This is a genomic window from Halomonas sp. BC04 (assembly GCF_000568385.1).
This window is the reverse complement of record NZ_AZQX01000357.1, coordinates 1-19,135: the sequence shown is the minus strand read 5'-3', so window position 1 is coordinate 19,135 and position 19,135 is coordinate 1. Positions and strand designations below refer to the sequence as shown.

Here is a 19,135-nt window from a genome sequence, read left to right as displayed (position 1 = left end):
GGAGTGGTTCAAGCCCGGCCCGAACGATGAGCTACCCGCGGGCCTTCTGGACGACCACTGCCTGGCGATCTACAACCCGGATGGCGAGCTGGGCGGCTCCAACCTGATCGACACCAACTCCGGCAAGAGCGAGCGGGGTATCGTTGCCTTGCCCTTCGTGCGCCAGTCGGACGGCGAGACGGTCTACTTCCCCTCGAACCTGATCGAGAACCTCTACCTCAGCAACGGCATGAGTGCCGGCAATACGCTGCAGGAGGCACAGGTGCAGTGCCTCTCGGAGATCTTAGAGCGGGCGGTGAAGAAGCAGATCATCGAGGAAGAGATCGCCTTGCCCGACGTGCCCCAGCAGGTGCTGGCCAAGTATCCCGCCATTGTCGAGGGCATCCAGGCACTGGAGGCCCAGGGCTTCCCCGTGCTGGTCAAGGATGCCTCCCTGGGTGGGCAGTTCCCGGTCATGTGCGTCACCCTGATGAACCCGAAGACCGGTGGTGTCTTCGCCTCCTTCGGCGCACACCCGAGCTTCGAGGTGGCGCTGGAGCGCAGCCTCACCGAGCTGCTGCAGGGGCGCAGCTTCGAAGGCCTGAACGACTTCATGCCGCCGACCTTCAATACCATGGCCGTCACCGAGCCCAACAATTTCGTCGAGCATTTCATCGACTCCTCGGGGCTGCTTTCCTGGCGCTTCTTCAGCGCCCGGTCGGAGTACGCGTTCTGCGAATGGGATTTCTCGGGTACCAACCAGGAGGAGGCCGCCTGCCTATTCGGTATTCTCGAGGACCTGCGCAAGGAAGTGTACATGGCCGTGCACGAAGACCTGGGCGCGCCGGTCTGCCGCATCCTGGTGCCCGGCTATTCCGAGGTGTACCCGGTGGAAGACCTGATCTGGGACAACACCAACATGGCCCTGGATTACCGCGAAGACATCCTCAACCTGCATGCCTTGAGTGACGAGCAACTGGTCGATCTGCTGGAGCGCCTGGACGAGAGCCAGCTCGACGACCACATGGACATCATCACCCTGATCGGTATCGAGTTCGACGAGAATACCGTCTGGGGCCAGCTCACCATTCTCGAACTGAAGCTGCTGATCAACCTGGCACTGGGGCAGCATGAAGAAGCCCTGGAGCGGGTCGAGATCTTCCTGCAGTACAACGATAACACCGTCGAGCGAGGGCTGTTCTACCGGGCGGTGAGTGCGGTGCTGGAGATCGCGTTGGATGACGAGCTGGAGCTGGACGACTTCCTTTTCAACCTGAGGCGCATGTTTGGTGAAGAGACCATGGAGGCGGTGGTCGGCTCGGTGAATGGCAGCGTTCGCTTCCATGGCCTGACCCCCACCAGCCTGCAGCTGGAGGGCCTGGAAAAACACCAGCGCCTGGTGGAAAGCTACAAGAAGTTGCATGCGGCGCGGGCCGCCAGGGCAGCGATGGCATAGGTTTAGCGTCACGCTCGTGCAATGGAGCAGTGGCATGATCCTTGGCAGGTCGATGATTTGCTGTTCTGCGATGAACCGGAGCAAGGGAGTGCTCCGGCAATTTTTCGCGTCCAATGTGGCATTGCATTGTTGAGTGCCACCGAAACCGGTTAGGTAGCCCTATTGATGTTTTATTACACATCCATTGGTGTCCTGGTAATTGTTGCTGTTCATCTGTTTGGCTACCGACTCCTGCCTCCGAAAGGGCGCTCATCCCGCTTGTTGGTTTCATTGGCTGGAGGCACCTCCGTTGCTTATGTGTTTCTTCAGGTACTGCCCAAGCTTGCCTATAGCGACCTGATACTAACCCAGTCGGAGTTGCTCGATGGCGCGCGTTGGCAACACCATGCATTCCTGCTGGCCATGATCGGTCTCATCGGTTTTTTGGGTATGGATCAGTTGGCCACCAGGCTGGCCATAGGCAATCGATTTCGGCCTGGCATAGATCACTTCCGGGTTATTGCGGTAGTCTATGTGCTCTACAATTTCCTTGTCGGCTATGTTCTCAGCTTTCACTGGAGCATGGGTGGCGGGCGCTCCGTATTCCTTTACGTTCTAGCGATGAGCCTGCATTTTCTGTTCGTAGGTTATATGCTTGGACGCCATCATGCGACACATCGAGTCGTGAGGGCGCGTTGGTTTTTTTCAGCGGCATTGATTCTGGGGTGGGTGGCTTCCCTAGTACGGGAGATCCGACCAGTGTTTCTTGCGTCATTGCTGGCGTTATTGGCCGGTGCCATGATCATCATCACACTGAAAGAAGAGCTGCGGGATGAAACCCTCGAGGAGTTCTCTACCTTTGCATTAGGTGCTTTCCTGTATACGGTACTTCTCATGCGGATATGAGACAGTGACAACTGGCGTAGAGATTGCGGACTGGACTTCCCGGTAATCGTGGAACGTACTTCAATCACGACCACAGCCACTTCAGCCAGGGAAGCTGGCTATGCAGATGAAGGGCGTCGAGCCGACTGCCGTCCACTGCGGCAGGCTGAGGCTGGTTTTTCTCTCTGGTTCCGGCCTCGCTGTGGCACACTCAGGCGTGAATAGAGGTTGATCCAGCACGGATGCTGACAATTAGCCTAGCACTGGAGCTCACGCACCATGAGTGATGATGCCGCAAAGATGCACATTGATGCCGCCGTATATAAAACCCTGTTGGAGTCTACCCAGGCCATTCCCTGGAAGATCGACTGGAAAACCCTTCGCTTCGCCTATGTCGGCCCTCAGATCGAACGCTTGCTGGGGTGGCCCCAGGGCAGTTGGGTCAGCATTGACGATTGGGTGGAGCGCATGCACCCGGAGGACCGTAACTGGGTCGTCGACTTCTGCGTTGCACAGTCGAAGGCGGGTGTCGATCATGAGGCGGATTACCGCGCTCTGACGGCGGAAGGCAACTACGTGTGGATTCGCGATGTCGTGCATGTGGTGCGCAATGGCGAGGGCGGAGTGGAAGCACTGGTCGGCTTCATGTTCGATATCAGTGAACGAAAGAAGAACGAAGAGCAGCTGCTGCGGTTGCAACGGGAACTCGAGGAGCTCTCCTATCAGGACGGGCTCACCGGCGTGGCAAACCGGCGCTTGCTCGATTCCGTGCTGGAAGTGGAGTGGGCGAGTGCTCAGCGCAGCGGACAGCCGCTGTCGTTCATCATGCTGGATATCGACTTTTTCAAGCAGTACAACGACCGCTATGGCCATCTCGCCGGCGACGACTGCCTGCGGCAAGTGACGCAGGTTCTTGATTCATCAGCTTTGCGTCCGCGTGATGTACTAGGGCGTTTCGGTGGGGAAGAGTTCGCGCTTATCTTGCCGGAGACGGATCGTGACGCCGCACTGCTGGTGGCGGAACGCTGTCGGGCGCTCATCAATGACGCGGCCATCTCTCATGAAGCTTCTGAAACCGCTCACCACATTACCGTCAGCATGGGTGTGGCAACTGCCTACCCAGCAGAAGGCGGCAATCCAGCCTGGCTGGTCGAGAAGGCAGATCAGCTGCTGTACCTGGCCAAGCAGAATGGGCGGGATCGGATCGTTGTGGATTGATTGATGGTAGGCGCGAAGTCGAGATGTCGAAATCCACAAGTACCATTCGACGATTGATCGTGTATTGCGTCCGTTCAGGAGTTCACGATGAGTCAGCTACGCGTGTCATGCTTCAGCTTGTCCCTTGACGGCTTGGCCGCTGGTCCCGGGCAGAGCCGAGAGAACCCGTTGGGCATCCATGGGTTGGAAATCCATGATTGGGTGTTCGCGACCGTATCGTTCCGGCAAAGGGTCCTGGACGAGGTAGGCGGTGAAACCGGGATCGACAACGACTTCGTGGCCCGCGGTTTTGAGAACGTCGGCGCATGGATCATGGGCCGAAACATGTTCGGTCCCGTTCGCGGCCCCTGGCCGGACGACAGCTGGAAGGGGTGGTGGGGAGATACCCCGCCGTTTCACGCGCCGGTTTTCGTGCTGACACACCATGCCCGGGATCCCACCGAGATGTCCGGCGGCACGACATTCTACTTCGTCACCGAGGGCATCCACGCTGCCCTGGCGCGCGCCAGGGAGGCCGCAGGCGACAGGGATGTGCGCCTCGGCGGTGGGGTGGCAACCATCCAGCAATATCTAAGGGCGCAATTGATCGACGAGCTGCATCTCGTCATCACGCCGGTGCTGCTCGGTGAAGGGGAGCACTTGTTCTCCGGTATCAACCTGCGGTCTCTCGGCTATCAGTGCGAGGAGAGGGCGGTTACCGAAAGGGCGACCCATATCCTCCTTACAAGGAGTGTTACGTGAACGAACTGATCCTCACCACCTTCGACTGGGTTCCCGAGACGCCACGGCCCGTCCGGCTTTCGTGAAGGCACATGCCGACCAGATGGCGTATTACGCTGCGGCAGATTGAGCAGCCTATGAACCAAGGAGAACTTATGTTTGACCACGTCAAATTCGGTGTCAGTGACTATGCAGCGAGCAAGGCGTTCTTTCTCAAGGCACTCGAACCACTCGGTGTCGCTGTCGTCTCGGAGGGAGAGCCCACGTACGGTGTCGAGCTTTGCTCAAGCGGTGATACGTCATTGTGCCTGCACCAAACCGACGAGAAGCCGGCGCATCTCCACTTGGCGTTTACGGCCGAGAACCGCCAGCAAGTCGAAGCGTTCTATCGCGCGGCCCTGGAGGCGGGTGGCAAAGATAATGGTGCGCCTGGCCTGCGCCCGCAATACCACGCGAATTACTATGCCGCTTTCGTCATTGCTCCGGACGGGCACAACATCGAAGCGGTTTGCCACGAAGCCGAGGTCTAACCCTTCCATCGAGCGAGCCTCCGCCGAGGCGCCTGGCGGCGCCAGTCGCGACGCAAAGCGGCGCTCCCACAGGGGAGGGAATAGCGGCGCTGTTGGAGCATCTTCAGATCACGACTGGAGGCCGCAGGCCTCCCGGCGGTGTTGCCCAAGGTCTGCCTTAATCATTGACGCCGTCAGGTGCTTCGCAGGCGGCTGACGGCCATCACCAGCAGCGCGCCGGCTTGGGCGAATAGCGCCACCACCAGTTGGATGCGTGCCTGCTGGATTAATCCTCAGCCCGGACGTCGTTGAGCTGGCGGATCAGGTGGTGTATTACGCTGCGGCAGATTGATCTGAGACCCTCTCCGAGGGTCCTGATCGTGGGCACGTGATTGCGGCAAATCGACTCATGCTTGCGTGATCGAATTGCTCACAACATGACGCTCGGCTACGGTCAGGAAATAAATAATGCCGCGAAAGCTCCCCTAGAAGTGAAGCAATCCGCCTATGAGAATCCTAAAAAATGCTTTGGCGCTGACAGCTCTGCTGTTCGGTCTGGTTACGATCTTCGCGGGCATTCGCGTCCTTTTCGGTGCGTCACCTGGATACGGTGTGTTTTGGCCGCTGCTGGTCTACAACACAGTGATGGGAGTGGGGTATTCATTAACAGGCATCATTGGATCGCGCGACATCGAGCGAGGCAAGTACGCGGCAGCCATCATCTTCGTTCTCAACCTGCTCGTGCTCGGAGTTATTGCCTACCTTTACGTCGCGGGAAGTGTTGTCGCTCTTGAGAGTCTTCTCGCCATGATACTCAGAACCGTCGTGTGGCTTGCACTGTTTCTCGGCTTCGCCTGGTTGGTTCGCAGAAAGGCCCTATCTGGTTAGCGACCAGCTTGCTGATGCTGATAAGTGCTTTCCGCCGCTAAGGTTCCGTCTCTTGACCTCCATCATGAGGGCATTTCAGAAAAGCGAGCTACGCTTTTTGGAGGATCGCCGTCGCAGCCCCTCATTCGGTGACCTGAGGAGGTGGCCGATGCGCCTGTCCCCGACCCTGCCCGATTACGCTGCTGCCCGGACGACGTTCAGCTGGAGTGAGGTGCGCGCTCAGCTCAGCGAAATGCCAGGCGGTGGCATCAACATTGCCCATGCGGCCCTGGACCGCCACCTCGACACCCCAACCGCAGACCAGGCCGCGATCCGCTTCCTGCCCCGCGAGGGCGATCCCTTCGATATCACTTATCGTGAGCTCACGGCACGGGCCAACCGCTTCGCCAGCCTGCTGGCGGCGCTGGGGCTTCAGCCCGGCGACGGCGTCTACTGCCTTGCCCATCGCATCCCCGACCTCTATGCCGCCGCCCTGGGCACGCTGAAGCACGGTGGAGTCTTTACCCCGCTGTTCTCCGCCTTCGGGCCGGAGCCGATCCGCTCGCGGGTGGAAATCGGCGCCCCCGTGGTCATCGTCACCACCGAGCGGCTCTATCGCCGCAAGCTGGCCGACTGGCTCCACGAGATGCCCTCAGTGAAGCATGTGCTGTTGATCGGCGAGGTGGAGGAGGCGCCGCCGGGCACCTGGATGTTGCCCAGGCCCTGAGCCACCAGTCGCCGGACTACCCGACCCGGCCCATGGACCCGGAGGCACCGGCGCTGCTGCACTTCACCAGCGGCACCACSGGCCGACCCAAGGGCGCCATTCATGTGCACGAGGCCGTGGTGGCCCATCACATCACCGGCCACTACGCCCTGGACCTGCATCCCGGGGACATCTACTGGTGCACCGCTGACCCCGGCTGGGTCACCGGCACCTCCTACGGCATCATCGCGCCGCTCACCAATGGCGTGACCCTGGTGGTGGACGAGGAGGAGTTCGATGCCGAGCGCTGGTATCGCATCCTCCAGGATCAGCGAGTGGCGGTCTGGTACACCGCGCCCACGGCCATTCGCATGCTGATGAAGATCGGAACGGAGCTGCCACGCCGGCACGATCTCTCGAGCCTGCGTTTCCTGGCCAGCGTGGGCGAGCCCCTCAATCCGGAAGCCGTCCACTGGGGGCGGGAGACCCTGGGTCTGCCATTCCATGACAACTGGTGGCAGACCGAAACCGGCGGGATCATGATCGCCAACTTTGCCAGCATGCCGATCAAGCCGGGCTCCATGGGACGTCCCGTGCCGGGCATCCAGGCCGCTGTGGCGCGGCGCACGGACGCTGGCATCGAACTGATCGAGGACCCCGACGAGACCGGCGAGCTGGTACTCAAGGCCCCTTGGCCCTCCATGTTTCGCGGCTATCTCAACGAGAAGGCGCGCTACCGTCAGTGCTTCGTCGGCGCCTGGTACCTCACCGGCGACCTGGCCCGCCGTGATGCGGAGGGATACTTCTGGTTCATCGGCCGTGCCGACGACGTGATCAAGTCGTCCGGCCACCTTATCGGCCCCTTCGAGGTGGAGAGTGTGCTGATGGAACACCCGGCGGTGGCCGAGGCCGGGGTGATCGGTATTCCCGACGAGGTCGCCGGCGAGACGGTCAAGGCTTTCGTGTCGCTCAAACCGGGCCATGAACCCGGCGAGGCGCTGCGCAAGGAGATCCTGGGCCTGGCCCGCAAGCGTCTCGGGCCGGCCGTGGCACCCCGCCAGGTGGAGTTCCGCGACAGCCTCCCGACCACCCGCAGCGGCAAGATCATGCGTCGCCTGCTGCGAGCCCGTGAACTGGGGCTGCCGGAAGGCGACATCTCGACGCTGGAAGGGGGGCGGGAATGACCACCTCATCGAGCGACAAGCCGCGCTTGTCCCGTGCGCACCTGCTCGACCTGCTGCGCCAGATGCTGCGCATCCGCCGCTTCGAGGAGCGCTGCGTGGAGCTCTACACCCAGGAGAAGATCCGCGGCTTCCTGCACGTCTATATCGGCGAGGAGGCAGTGGGCACCGGGTGATGCACGGGCTCAAGCCCGACGATGCGGTCGTTGCCACCTACCGGGAGCACGGCCATGCGCTGCTCAACCGGATCCCCATGGACCGGGTGATGGCCGAGATGTATGGCAAGGTGGCCGGGTGCAGCAGGGGGCGGGGCGGCTCCATGCATCTCTTCGACGCCGCCGCCCGCTTCGTCGGCGGCAATGCCATCGTAGGCGGCGGCCTGCCGCTGGCCGTGGGCCTGGCCCTGGCGGACAAGCTCGCCGGGCGAAGTCGGGTTACCGCCTGCTTCTTCGGCGACGGCGCAGCGGCGGAGGGTGCCTTCCACGAGAGCCTCAACCTGGCCGCCCTGTGGAAGCTGCCGGTGCTCTTCGTCTGCGAGAACAACCGCTACGCCATGGGCACGGCGCTGCGCTACTCCCATGCCCAGACGGAGCTTTTCCGCAAGGCCGAAGCCCTGGGGGTGCCCGCGGAGAGCGTCGATGGCATGGACATCGCCCGCGTGGAGGCCGCCAGCGCTCGCATGCTGGAGGCGCTGCGCGCCGGTGACGGACCGCGCTTCCTGGAGTGCCTGACCTACCGCTTCCGCGCCCACTCGATGTTCGACCCGGAACTCTATCGTGACAAGGCGGAGGTGGAGGAGTGGAAGCAGCGCGATCCCATACCGCGCCTGTGGAAGTGGATGCAGCAGTCGGGCCTCCTGCACGAGGGCGAGCTGGAGGCGCTGGAGGCGGATATCGCCGGTGAGGTGGATCGGGCCGTGGCCTACGCCGAGGCAGCGGAGTGGGAGCCGGAAGCCAGCCGCTTCGAGTACGTCACTCGTGAAGCAACCGCCGCACCGACACCGCCGCCCGCCGCCGAGCCCGAGCCTTTGGAGCTGAGCTTCCGCGAGGCCTTCCGGCTCGGCCTGATCGAGGCCCTGGAGCACGACGAGCGCGTCTTCATGATGGGCGAGGATATCGGCCACTACGGCGGCTGCTATGCGGTCAGTCGTGGTCTGCTGGAGCGCTTTGGCCCCGAACGTATCCGCGACACGCCGTTGTCGGAGAACGGCTTCACCGGCGCCGGCATCGGCGCGGCACTTGGCGGGGCGCGGCCCATCGTCGAGATCATGACCGTCAACTTCAGCCTGCTGGCCATGGATCAGATCGTCAATACCGCGGCGACCCTGCTGCACATGTCCGGCGGCGAGTTCGACGTGCCCCTGGTGATTCGCATGGCCACCGGCGCCGGCCGCCAGGTGGCCGCCCAGCACTCGCACAGCCTGGAGCACTGGTACGCCCATGTGCCGGGGCTCAAGGTTCTGGCCCCCGGCACCCTGGAGGATGCGCGCCACATGCTCTGGGCGGCGCTCCAGGACCCCAACCCGGTGCTGATCTTCGAGCACGTGCTGCTCTATAACCGCGAAGGCCGGATGACGCCCCGTCCCCAGGGCGTGGATATCCACCGTGCCGCCATTCGCCGCCCGGGGGGCGACCTCAGCCTGATCACCTATGGCGGCAGCCTGCCCAAGACCCTGGAGGCGGCTGAGGCTCTGGCCGAGGAGGGTATCGATGCCGAGGTGGTGGACCTGCGCGTGCTGCGCCCCCTGGATACGACGACGCTGATCGAGTCGGTCAGCCGCACCCATCGCGCCGTGATCGTCGACGAGGCGTGGAAGACCGGCAGCCTGGCCGGAGAAATCGCCGCGATCCTCGTCGAGCAGGCCTTCTGGACGCTGGACGCACCCATCGAGCGGGTCTGCACCGACGAGATCCCCATCCCCTACCCGCAGCATCTGGAGAACGCTGCGCTGCCCCAGGTAGCGGACATTCTGGCGGCGGCCCGTCGCGCCATGGGAGCCGCGCCGTGAGCGATTTCGTGATGCCGTCGCTGGGGGCCGACATGGAGGCGGCCACCCTGGTGGAATGGCTGGTGAAGCCGGGCGACCGGGTGGAGAAGGGGCAGATCATCGCCGTGGTGGAGACCGCCAAGGGCGCCATCGACGTGGAAGTCTTCGAGAGCGGCGTGGTCGAGGAGTGCTACGTGGAGCCGGATACCAAGGTGCCGGTGGGTACGCCCCTGGCCCGTATCGGCAGCGGCGAGGGGGTGATTGCCGAGCCCCCCGGCGACGTGCCGGCACCCACCGCCGCCGAGGTAGTTCCCCCCGAACCGGCTGCGGAACCGATCCCATCCCCGGCGGCGCCTCACCAGCCTGAGCCTGCATCTGAGCCTGAGCCTCGGTCTGCCACGGAAGACGGCCATGTAGCGGCCTCGCCGGCCGTGCGTCGTCGTGCGCGCGAACTCGGCGTCGAGCTTGGCAATATCAGCGGCAGCGGCCCCGGTGGCGCCATCGTGCTGCGCGATCTCGAGCGGGAAGAGGCCGGTGGGGCCCGGACCGAAAGCCGCCGCGGCGGCTTCGACCGCGACGAGATGCGTCGCGCCATCGCTGCGTCCATGAGCCGCGCCAAGCGAGAGATTCCCCACTACTACCTGGCCACCACCCTCGACCTGCACGCCGCCGAGCGCTGGCTCGAGGAGTACAACCGAGAGCGGCCGCCAGAGGCCCGCCTGTTGATGGCCGCGCTGTTCATGAAGGCGACCGCCCGGGCACTGTCGCGCTACCCGGACCTCAACGGCCATTACGACGAACGGGGCTTCCACTTGGCCGAGCGCATCGACCTGGGCATGGCCATTCACCTGAGGGGCGGCGGCCTGATCGCCCCGGCGCTGCAGGGTGCCGAGGCGCTGGCCCTGCCGGAGCTGATGACCCGCCTGCAGGACCTGGTGCAACGCGCCCGCCGGGGCGGCCTGCGGGCCTCTGAAATCGGCAGTGCTTCGGCCACGGTGACGGCACTGGGCGAGCGCGGTGTTGACACCGTCTACGGGGTGATCCATCCGCCCCAGGTAGCGATGATCGGCTTCGGCAGCGTGCGCCGGCGCCCACTGGCGGTAGACGACATGCTGGCGATTCGCCCGGCGGTGGACGTCAGCCTGGCTGCCGATCATCGTGTCTGCGACGGTCATCTGGGCGCCCTGTTCCTTAACGAAATCGACGCCCAACTGCAACACCCGGAGGCACTGTGAACAGAGACCAACTACGCGCCATCGTACTCGAGGAGCTCTCGGCCATCGCCCCGGACATCGACATCGCCCACCTCGATGACGAGGCCCGGCTGCGCGACGAATACGACCTCGATTCCATGGACGCCCTGAACCTGCTGACCGCCGTGCACCAGCGCCTGGGGGTGAACATCCCCGAGCGCGAGTACGCCCGGATGCACAGCCTTCAGGCGTTGCTGGATTACCTGGAACCGCGACTCGACCAATGAAGAAACCTGCCTGATACTTTCACCAGCACTGGCGCCACAACCTGCCGAAATACGTGGGTATTCAACGACAGCGAGCCGGCCCATCGTGGCGAGCAATCCGTCTCAAGAGGCCACCTTCGTTCGTGCACGTGTTGGCATTGTAATCAACGTTGCGGTTGCTTACGTTAAGCAATAGGGGTGTCTGACACGAGCAGGAAGGGCGCAGGGGGCTGCCATAATCGGATGATGCGAACCATCATTACTGCCACCGTGGGTAACGAGGGCAGCCTGCAATCAGGAGCCTATGGGTGAATGCTGCTTTCCGTCTGGCAGCGAGGCGCCTGGCAGAGCGCTGTCTGCTTTTCTGCCTCTGCGCTGTCGTCTGGCTGCCAGCCGCCGCGCAGCAGTTGCGTATCGGGGTCTACGAGAACGAACCAAAAATCTTTACCGATGCCGCGGGTGAAGCCGCCGGCATCTTCATCGACCTGGCGCGAGAGCTGGCGGAGCACGAAGGCTGGACACTCGAGTTCGTGAACTGCGAGTGGGATGCCTGTTTACAGGCAGTGCAGCGCGGCGAGCTCGACCTTCTTCCCGATGTCGCCTATTCAGATGAGCGCGCACGCACGCTCGACTTCCATAGCGAATCGGCCCTGCTCAGCTGGTCGCAGCTCTACGGCCGAGAGGGCTCGGGGCTGGTTTCGCTGTTTCAACTCCAGGGCAAGCGAGTCGCGGTTTTGCGCGATTCCGTGCAGCACGATATCTTCGAGGAGATGACGGGTGCGTTCGGTATCGCAGTTGAGATCGTGCCGGCTACCGACCTGGCACAGGCGTTCGCGCTCACGGCCCGCGGCGAGGCGGACGCCGCAATAGCCAACCATCGCTATGGATCGTTGCATAGCCCGAGTCACAGGCTCGAACCGACCCCGATCGTCTTCAACCCCGCTCAGCTTTTCTTCGCCACCGGCAACAGCCGCCACTCTGAGGTCCTCTCCGCCATCGACCGTCGACTGGTCGAATGGCGTCAGGACGACGCCTCGCCATACTACGAGATTGTGCGTCGATGGGAAGCGTCGCTTCGCCAGCCACTGGTGCCTGCAAGTTTCTGGTGGGGGCTGGGTGGTGCGGTGATGCTTATGTTGCTCGCCCTGGCCGCCGCTGCCTGGCTGCGACACGAGGTGGCCGTGAAGACCCGCCATTTGCGTGAAAGCGAGCGTAAGCTGGCCACCATCCTTGATACCGTGGGCGCTTATATATTTATCAAGGACACGGAATTACGCTACATCTACGCCAACCGCTCGATACAAGACCTATTTAACCGTCCAGTGCAGGATATCATCGGTAAGGGGGATGAGGCGTTCTTCGATGCGGCCACGGCCGAGCGACTGCAGGCCGATGACCGCCGGGTAATCGCTGTTGGCAGGGAGGTCACGACGGAGGAAAGCAACACCAGCGCCGATGGCGGCATGACGCGCACCTATCTGTCAGTGAAAATTCCACTCCGCGATTCCCGTGGGCGCATCTATGGTCTTTGCGGTATTGCCACCGACATCTCCGAGCGCAAGCGCAACGAGGAGGCCATCTATCGGCTGGCTTACTTCGACTCCCTCACCGGCCTGCCCAACCGCAGCCTGATGATGAAACAGTTGCGTGAAGCCCTATCGACAGGTGAGGGGGCGTCGGTACAGGGGCTGGTTTACATCGATCTGGACGATTTCAAGGACCTCAATGACCTCCATGGGCACGAGGCGGGCGACGACTTGCTGTGTGAGGTCGCGCAGCGGCTCAGCGACCAGTTGGAAGAAAACGGTGATGAGCTTGCGCGCCTGGGGGGCGACGAGTTCGCGGTATTGCTGAAGGGTTTGTCCCCAGACCCTGATCAGGCCCGCATGCAGGCCGAACGGCTTGCACAGAGGATGCTGGTGACCCTGAACGAGGTTTACTGCCTGGGCGACTTCCGCCATCACGGTTCGTGCAGCATTGGCGTCGCACTGGCCGAGGAGTCCGGCGAGGGTGCCGCCGAGGAACTGCTCAAGCGCGCTGAGCTTGCGATGTACCAGGCCAAGCAGGCCGGGCGGAACACGGTGCGTTTCTTCAGTGCCGAGGTACGTGCTGAAATCGCCGCACGTATCGTCATGGAGGCGGATCTACGAACGGCCCTGCAGAAAGAACAGTTTCGCCTGGTCTATCAACCGCAGATCGATGCTGAGCAGCGGATTATCGGCGCTGAGGCGCTGGTTCGGTGGGATCATCCGCAGCGGGGCGAGATTGGACCGGGGGAGTTCATACCGGTCGCTGAGAGCAGCGGGTTAATCCTCGGCCTGGGGCGCTGGGTACTGAGAACGGCCTGCCGCCAGCTTGCGCTCTGGGAGAATGACACTTCCATGGCGCACCTGACCCTGGCGGTCAACGTCAGCGCCCGGCAGTTTCGGTCAGCGGGCTTCGTCGACGACCTGCTCGCGATCATCCATGAGTCGGGCGCGGTGCGCAGCCGCCTCAAGCTGGAGTTGACCGAAACCGTACTGATCGAGGATCTCGAGGAAGCGGCAGCCAGGATCACCGAGCTCTCCAGGCTTGGCATCAGGGTCGCCCTGGACGACTTCGGCACCGGCTACTCTTCGTTGGCCTACCTGAAGCTCCTGCCATTGTCACAGCTCAAGATTGACCAGTCCTTCGTCCAAGATGTGTTGAGCGATCCGGCAGCGGCGGCGATAGCGCGCTCGATCGTTGGGCTTGGCGAATCCCTGGAAGTCGAGGTCATTGCAGAAGGGGTGGAGACGGAGGCGCAACTGAAGTACCTCGCCGGCATCGGCTGCAGGCTCTACCAGGGCTACCTGTTCGGCCGGCCCGCCGAGGTGGCAATGCTGGAACAACTGGTGGGCCGGCTCCAGCAACAAGCGCCGTGAGCTACTGACAGCTTGGTTTCCAGTGAGAGCACCAGGTATATCTACGTCAAGGTGCTAAAGAAATCAGTCGCTGGTTCGGGCTACTTTCGAATAGTGTTGTATTTGGTCATTTAGACCACCCCTTCCGACACAGGGCAGTCGATGCAATGAAAGAGATCCGTGTCAATCACGACCCCGCTGAACTGCGCCTGATGCTGGATCATCTCGGTGTCGTTGCTTTCGTGATCGATGTGGTCTCCGTTGATGAGTACCGTCTTGCCGCGATCAACGCCCGTCACGAGATGCACAGCGGGATGCAGCATGAAGAGGTAGCCGGGCGCAGTGTGGATGAGCTGCTTTCACCAGCAATGGCAGCTGGCGTCAAAGCCAATTACCGGCGTTGTGTCGAGAGCAAGGGCGTCACGGATTATCAGGAGACGCTGGATCTTCCTATCGGCAGAACATACTGGCTGACCAGTCTTGTACCCTTCGTTGATGAGGCCGGCTCGGTCAACCGGATACTGGGTACGGCTTACGAAATCAGTGACCAGGTGCACCTCGAACTCGAGGCACGTTACCAATCCACCGTGATGAGCGCCTACCTGGATGAGTCACCGGACGGTATCCTGGTGGTGGATGCCGATAACCGGATCAAGACATGGAACCGCCGTTTTCTGGAGATATGGGAGATTCCCGAGGCGGTCATGCACGCAAAGGACGGTGAAGCGGCGCTGCAGGCGGTCAATGAACAGGTGCAAGACCCCGAACGCTTCGTAAAGCGGATCAGGCAGCTCTATGCCTCCCTGGACGAAGAGGAGCAAGGGGTGCGTATCCAGATGAAGGATGGCCGGGTACTGGAGCGCTACTCCCGGGGGCTGCATGGCAGCAATGGCGACTACTGGGGGCGTATCTGGTTCTACCGTGATGTCACGGAGCTCCAGCGCATGACCGAAAAGCTGCTGCACATGTCGCAAACCGACCCCCTCACGGGAGTTGCCAACCGGCGTGTGCTGATGGGGCAACTGGAGGAGGAGTACAGTCGGGCGCGGCGTTACGGCCACCCCCTCAGCGTATTGATGCTTGATCTGGATCACTTCAAAGCGATCAACGACCGCCACGGTCATGCGGCCGGGGATCTCGTGCTCAAGGAATTCGTGAGGATGGTAACGCCTGAAATTCGCGCCAGTGACTGTTTTGCGCGCATGGGCGGCGAGGAGTTTTCCATCCTGCTTCCGGAAAGTGATCTGGCCTCGGCGCGCCAGCTGGCCGGGCGATTGTGCCGGGTGATTGCCAGCCTGACGTTTACCAGCCCCCAAGGCGTGTTTGGCGTGACGGTGAGTATCGGTGTGGCAACGCTGCGCCATAATGACGCGAGCCCGGAACAGCTGCTCAGTCGCGCGGATCTCTGTCTCTATAACGCAAAATCCGAAGGCCGCAACCGTGTGCGGCCCAGGGGCGATATCGAAGACTGTCAGAGCCTGGTGCCAGGGTTATAGTTGCTTGAATAGAACACCAACCTACGTGTCGGCTTCGATGACGATACCTTTCTTGTCGGAAGCATTATCCAGCCGAAGCAGGGTGGCGACGTATTGACGCATAACACACCACATCGCTGAACCTGCCCCTACACCTTGCTGACGATCAGCGCGGCATTCACCCCACCGAAGCCGAACCCGTTGCACAGCACGTGTTGGCTGCGATGTTCGCGTGCCGAGCCCCTGACGAAGTCCAGGTCCTGCAGGTCATCGTCGGCGTTCTCCAGGTTCAGGGTCGGTGGCAGGCGGTCGTGAATCACCGCCAGGGCGGAGAAGATGCTCTCCACGCCGCCGGCCGCACCGAGAAGGTGGCCGGTGGTCGCCTTGGTGGCGGAAATCGGGATGCCGGCCAGGGTGTCGCCGAAGGCGTTGCGCAGGGCGGCGATCTCGGCCCGGTCGCCGACCGGCGTAGAGGTGGCGTGGGCGTTGATGTGATCGATGGCATCGGGAGCCAGCCCCGCCATCCGCAGTGCCGACCAAATGGCCGCTGCGGCACCGGAGCCGTCTTCCGGACCGGCGGTGATGTGGTGGGCATCCGCACTGGTGCCATAGCCGCTGAGGATGGCCAGCGGTGTCGCCCCGCGCGCCTCGGCGTGGGCCAGGGTTTCGATCACCAATAGTCCCGCGCTTCCCCCATGACGAAGCCGTTGCGTGCCTGGTCGAAGGGGCGCGACGCTTTGGCGGGGTCATCCTGCTCGGTGGAGAGGGCCTTCATGGCATGAAAGCTGGCAAGCGACAGCGGGTCGATACAGGCCTCTGCGCCGCCCACCAGGGCCACCTCGGCCTCACCGCTGCGTATCATGCGCATGCCGTCGCCGATGGCCTGGAGACCTGCCGCACAGGCGGTCACCGGGCAGCCCATCGGTCCGCGCAAACCATAGCGAATCGAGACATTGCCCGCCGCCAGATTGGCCAGGAAGGCCGGCACGGTGAAAGGGGAGAGCCGGCGGTGGCCGCGCGTCGACAGAGTGTTCTGTGCCTGGGTGATGGTGGGGAAGCCGCCGATGCCGGAACCGATAATAGTGGCAGTAGCCAACCGGTCCGCATCGCTCGAGGGGAACCAGTTGGCCTGGGTCAGCGCCTCTTCGGCGGCTGCCATGGCATAGAGGCTGAACAGCTCCATCTTACGACGCTCCTTGGCGTCGAGCACGCGGTCCGGGTCGAGGCCGGCTTCCGGGTCGTCAGTGATGCCGGGCACCGAGCCCGCGACCTTGATCGGCAGCTCGCCGGTATCGAAGCGGGTGATCGGGGAGATGCCGGATTGGCCGGCCAGCAGGCGTTCCCAGCCTGCCTTGACGCCGCAGCCGAGGGGGCTGATCATGCCCATGCCGGTGATAACGAGCGGTGATTGCATGGTAAATTCCTGAACAGCTTGGGTTTGTGCCACGCTAACACTGGGCTTGATATGATCAAGATAATATTCAGCGTAGGACAGTGAGGACGTCATGCCCTACTCGACGAACCATAAAGCCAAATCGCGGGAGCGCATTCTCAAGTCGGCCATTGAGCTGTTCAGCCGGCAAGGTTTCGAGAAGGTCTCCATCGGGCAGATCATGAAGCTGGCCAAGATGACCCACGGCGCCTTCTACGGCCACTTCGCCTCGAAGGAAGCCCTTTACCACGCCTCGGTGCGGGAAACTCTGGATAGCAGCCGTGCCGCCAGGCTGGTCAAGGGGCCCCTCTCGGTGAAGCACCTGACCGAGCTGGTGGCCAACTGCTGGAACCTCCAGGAGCTGGAACGCAAGCGCAAGCCGGGGCCGGAGACGGTGCTGTTCAACGAAATCGGCAACGAGAACGCCGAGGTGCGCACGCTGTTCGAAGCCTCCTACCTGCGCATGAAAAAGATGCTGGAAACCCGCCTCATCGCACTGAGCCGTCTGAAGAAACTCCCCTTCGAACCCGACCGCGAAGTCATCGCCGAGAAAGCCCGCGCCATTCTCGCCTCCCTGGTGGGCGCCGTGGCTATCGCCAAGAGCCTGCCCGGCGAGCAGGAGCGGAATCACATCCTCAATGCCGCCCAGCGCAACATCCTGCAGATTCTCGGCGTCAACGACAGCGAGCTGGAGATCATGCTGGGCGAGACTGGGTAGTATTGCATAACGTCTACTCTTATAGTTTTTCCCTATCGGTGCGAATGCCCCCCACAGCTTGACGGCTTCGGCCTCCAATCCTTCACTGTATCTGTGACGGCTTACGGGATCTTGCAGTGTCTTCGGTACAGAACCGAACGTGTTTCCGGAACCTGAGGCGATAGCGAATCGCCGGCTCACATGCCTGTAGGCCACTATACAGTCGAGGAGAAGACCGTGACCGATCAAAAGCCTACACGCCCGGAGTGGGGTGCGCGGACCACGCCCCGCCTGCAGGGCAACGAACACTGGTGGCCCGACCAGCTCAGTCTCAACATTCTGCACCAGAAGCATCCCGATGCGAGCCCGTTCGGTGCGGATTTCAGCTATGCCGAGGCGTTCTCGCAGCTCGACGTCGATGAACTGTGTGCCGATCTCGATGCCTTGATGACTGACTCCCAGGAGTGGTGGCCCGCCGACTGGGGCCACTACGGGCCGTTCTTCATTCGCATGTCGTGGCACGCGGCCGGCACCTACCGTGCGGTCGACGGTCGCGGCGGCGGCGGCACCGGAGCACAGCGTTTCGCCCCCCTCAACAGCTGGCCCGACAACGGCAACCTGGACAAGGCGCGCCGCCTGCTCTGGCCGATCAAGCAGAAGTACGGCGAGAAGATCTCCTGGGCCGACCTGCTGGTTCTTGCCGGTAACCGCGCCCTCGAGACGATGGGGTTTCGCACCTTCGGTTTCGGCTTCGGCCGCGCCGACATCTGGGCGCCGGAGGACGACATCTACTGGGGCCCCGAAACCGAGTGGCTCTCGACCAATGACGAGCGCTACACCGGTACCTGGGAAGACGGCAGCCGCACGCTGGACAACCCGCTCGCCGCGGTGCAGATGGGGCTGATCTACGTCAACCCCGAGGGCCCGAACGGCGTCCCGGACGCCATGAAGTCCGCCCAGGATGTTCGCGAGACCTTCGCCCGCATGGGGATGAACGACCGCGAGACCGTCGCGCTGACCGTTGGCGGCCACACCTTCGGCAAGATGCACGGCAACGGTTCCCCCGATGCCGTCGGCGAGGCCCCCGAAGGCTCGAAGATCCATCAGCAGGGCTTCGGCTGGGCCAACAAGAACGAGACCGGCCTCGGTGAGTACACGGTAACCTCCGGCCTCGAGGGCGCCTGGACCCCGACGCCGACCCAGTGGGACCACTCCTACCTGAACACCATCTTCGCCCACCAGTGGGAGGTGAAGAAGTCGCCAGCCGGCGCCAACCAGTGGGAGCCGGTCGAGGTGAAGGAGGGGTACTGGGTGCCCGACGCCCATGTACCAGGCAAGAAGAACCCGCCGGTGATGAACACCGCCGACATGGCAATGATCACCGATCCCGCCTATCTCGAGATCGCCAAGGAGTATCACGAGAACCCGGACGTGCTCGTCGACGAGTTCGCCCGTGCCTGGTACAAGCTGCTGCATCGCGACATGGGCCCGCGCGCCCGCTACCTCGGCCCGCAGGTGCCCGACGAGGTACTCGTCTGGCAGGACCCGGTACCCGAGCACCAGGGGCCGCTGGTCAACGAGCAGCAGATCGCCACGCTCAAGCAACAGATCGCCGATTCCGGCCTCACCGCCAGGCAGCTGGTGGGTACCGCCTGGGCCTCGGCCTGCACCTACCGGCAGACCGACCACCGCGGTGCGCCAAC

16 protein-coding genes and 1 pseudogene are annotated in these 19,135 nt (G+C 62.7%); 16 read left to right on the top strand and 1 reads right to left on the bottom strand.

The window, feature by feature from the left end; genetic code table 11:
• The 14 genes from Q427_RS24060 to Q427_RS29395 all read left to right on the top strand — a co-directional run.
• On the top strand, nt 1-1,435 hold a 1,435-nt coding region (locus Q427_RS24060; RefSeq protein ID WP_043517822.1), incomplete at its 5' end, for an OsmC domain/YcaO domain-containing protein.
• A gap of 165 nt (nt 1,436-1,600) precedes the next feature.
• A complete protein-coding gene (locus Q427_RS24055; protein WP_155833679.1) occupies nt 1,601-2,320 on the top strand; it encodes a hypothetical protein in 720 nt (239 codons plus the stop codon).
• Nucleotides 2,321-2,578: 258 nt separating this feature from the next.
• Complete coding sequence (locus Q427_RS24050) at nt 2,579-3,517, top strand: GGDEF domain-containing protein (RefSeq protein WP_043517818.1); 939 nt, start codon at nt 2,579-2,581, stop codon at nt 3,515-3,517.
• Nucleotides 3,518-3,604: 87 nt separating this feature from the next.
• Nucleotides 3,605-4,258: a dihydrofolate reductase family protein gene (locus Q427_RS24045; protein WP_043517817.1), complete on the top strand. Its 654-nt coding sequence runs from the start codon at nt 3,605-3,607 to the stop codon at nt 4,256-4,258.
• A gap of 134 nt (nt 4,259-4,392) precedes the next feature.
• Nucleotides 4,393-4,767, top strand: coding sequence for a VOC family protein (locus Q427_RS24040; RefSeq protein WP_043517816.1), 375 nt, complete (start codon nt 4,393-4,395; stop codon nt 4,765-4,767).
• 486 nt (nt 4,768-5,253) lie between these two features.
• Nucleotides 5,254-5,634, top strand: coding sequence for a hypothetical protein (locus tag Q427_RS24035; protein ID WP_043517815.1), 381 nt, complete (start codon nt 5,254-5,256; stop codon nt 5,632-5,634).
• 148 nt (nt 5,635-5,782) lie between these two features.
• Nucleotides 5,783-6,340: an AMP-binding protein gene (locus tag Q427_RS35710; RefSeq protein ID WP_197030807.1), complete on the top strand. Its 558-nt coding sequence runs from the start codon at nt 5,783-5,785 to the stop codon at nt 6,338-6,340.
• 32 nt (nt 6,341-6,372) lie between these two features.
• A complete protein-coding gene (locus tag Q427_RS35705) occupies nt 6,373-7,503 on the top strand; it encodes an AMP-binding protein (protein ID WP_197030806.1) in 1,131 nt (376 codons plus the stop codon).
• Nucleotides 7,500-7,676 (top strand): thiamine pyrophosphate-dependent enzyme, encoded by a 177-nt coding sequence (locus tag Q427_RS32760; protein WP_197030805.1) that lies wholly within the window; start codon nt 7,500-7,502, stop codon nt 7,674-7,676. Before Q427_RS35705 ends, Q427_RS32760 begins: the two co-directional genes overlap by 4 nt.
• The gene (locus tag Q427_RS34760; RefSeq protein WP_231613891.1) at nt 7,676-9,508 is read left to right on the top strand and encodes a pyruvate dehydrogenase complex E1 component subunit beta; all 1,833 of its coding nucleotides are present in this window, start codon (nt 7,676-7,678) and stop codon (nt 9,506-9,508) included. The genes Q427_RS32760 and Q427_RS34760 overlap by 1 nt, the downstream gene beginning before the upstream one ends.
• The gene (locus tag Q427_RS24015) at nt 9,505-10,722 is read left to right on the top strand and encodes a dihydrolipoamide acetyltransferase family protein (protein ID WP_043517813.1); all 1,218 of its coding nucleotides are present in this window, start codon (nt 9,505-9,507) and stop codon (nt 10,720-10,722) included. The genes Q427_RS34760 and Q427_RS24015 overlap by 4 nt, the downstream gene beginning before the upstream one ends.
• Nucleotides 10,719-10,967, top strand: coding sequence for an acyl carrier protein (locus Q427_RS24010; protein ID WP_043517812.1), 249 nt, complete (start codon nt 10,719-10,721; stop codon nt 10,965-10,967). Before Q427_RS24015 ends, Q427_RS24010 begins: the two co-directional genes overlap by 4 nt.
• A gap of 287 nt (nt 10,968-11,254) precedes the next feature.
• Nucleotides 11,255-13,849 (top strand): EAL domain-containing protein, encoded by a 2,595-nt coding sequence (locus tag Q427_RS24005; RefSeq protein ID WP_051496657.1) that lies wholly within the window; start codon nt 11,255-11,257, stop codon nt 13,847-13,849.
• A gap of 146 nt (nt 13,850-13,995) precedes the next feature.
• Nucleotides 13,996-15,324, top strand: coding sequence for a sensor domain-containing diguanylate cyclase (locus Q427_RS29395; RefSeq protein ID WP_051496656.1), 1,329 nt, complete (start codon nt 13,996-13,998; stop codon nt 15,322-15,324).
• Between the two features lie 128 nt (nt 15,325-15,452).
• Here Q427_RS29395 and fabF read toward each other — a convergent pair.
• Nucleotides 15,453-16,717 (bottom strand): annotated as a pseudogene (fabF, locus tag Q427_RS23995) (beta-ketoacyl-ACP synthase II).
• Between the two features lie 91 nt (nt 16,718-16,808).
• On the opposite strand from fabF, the gene Q427_RS23990 reads away from it, so the two are divergent.
• Nucleotides 16,809-17,453 carry a TetR/AcrR family transcriptional regulator gene (locus tag Q427_RS23990; protein WP_043517810.1) on the top strand — a complete coding sequence of 215 codons (645 nt, stop codon included), beginning with the start codon at nt 16,809-16,811 and terminating at the stop codon, nt 17,451-17,453.
• Between the two features lie 216 nt (nt 17,454-17,669).
• On the top strand, nt 17,670-19,135 hold a 1,466-nt coding region (locus Q427_RS23985), incomplete at its 3' end, for a peroxidase family protein (protein ID WP_043517808.1).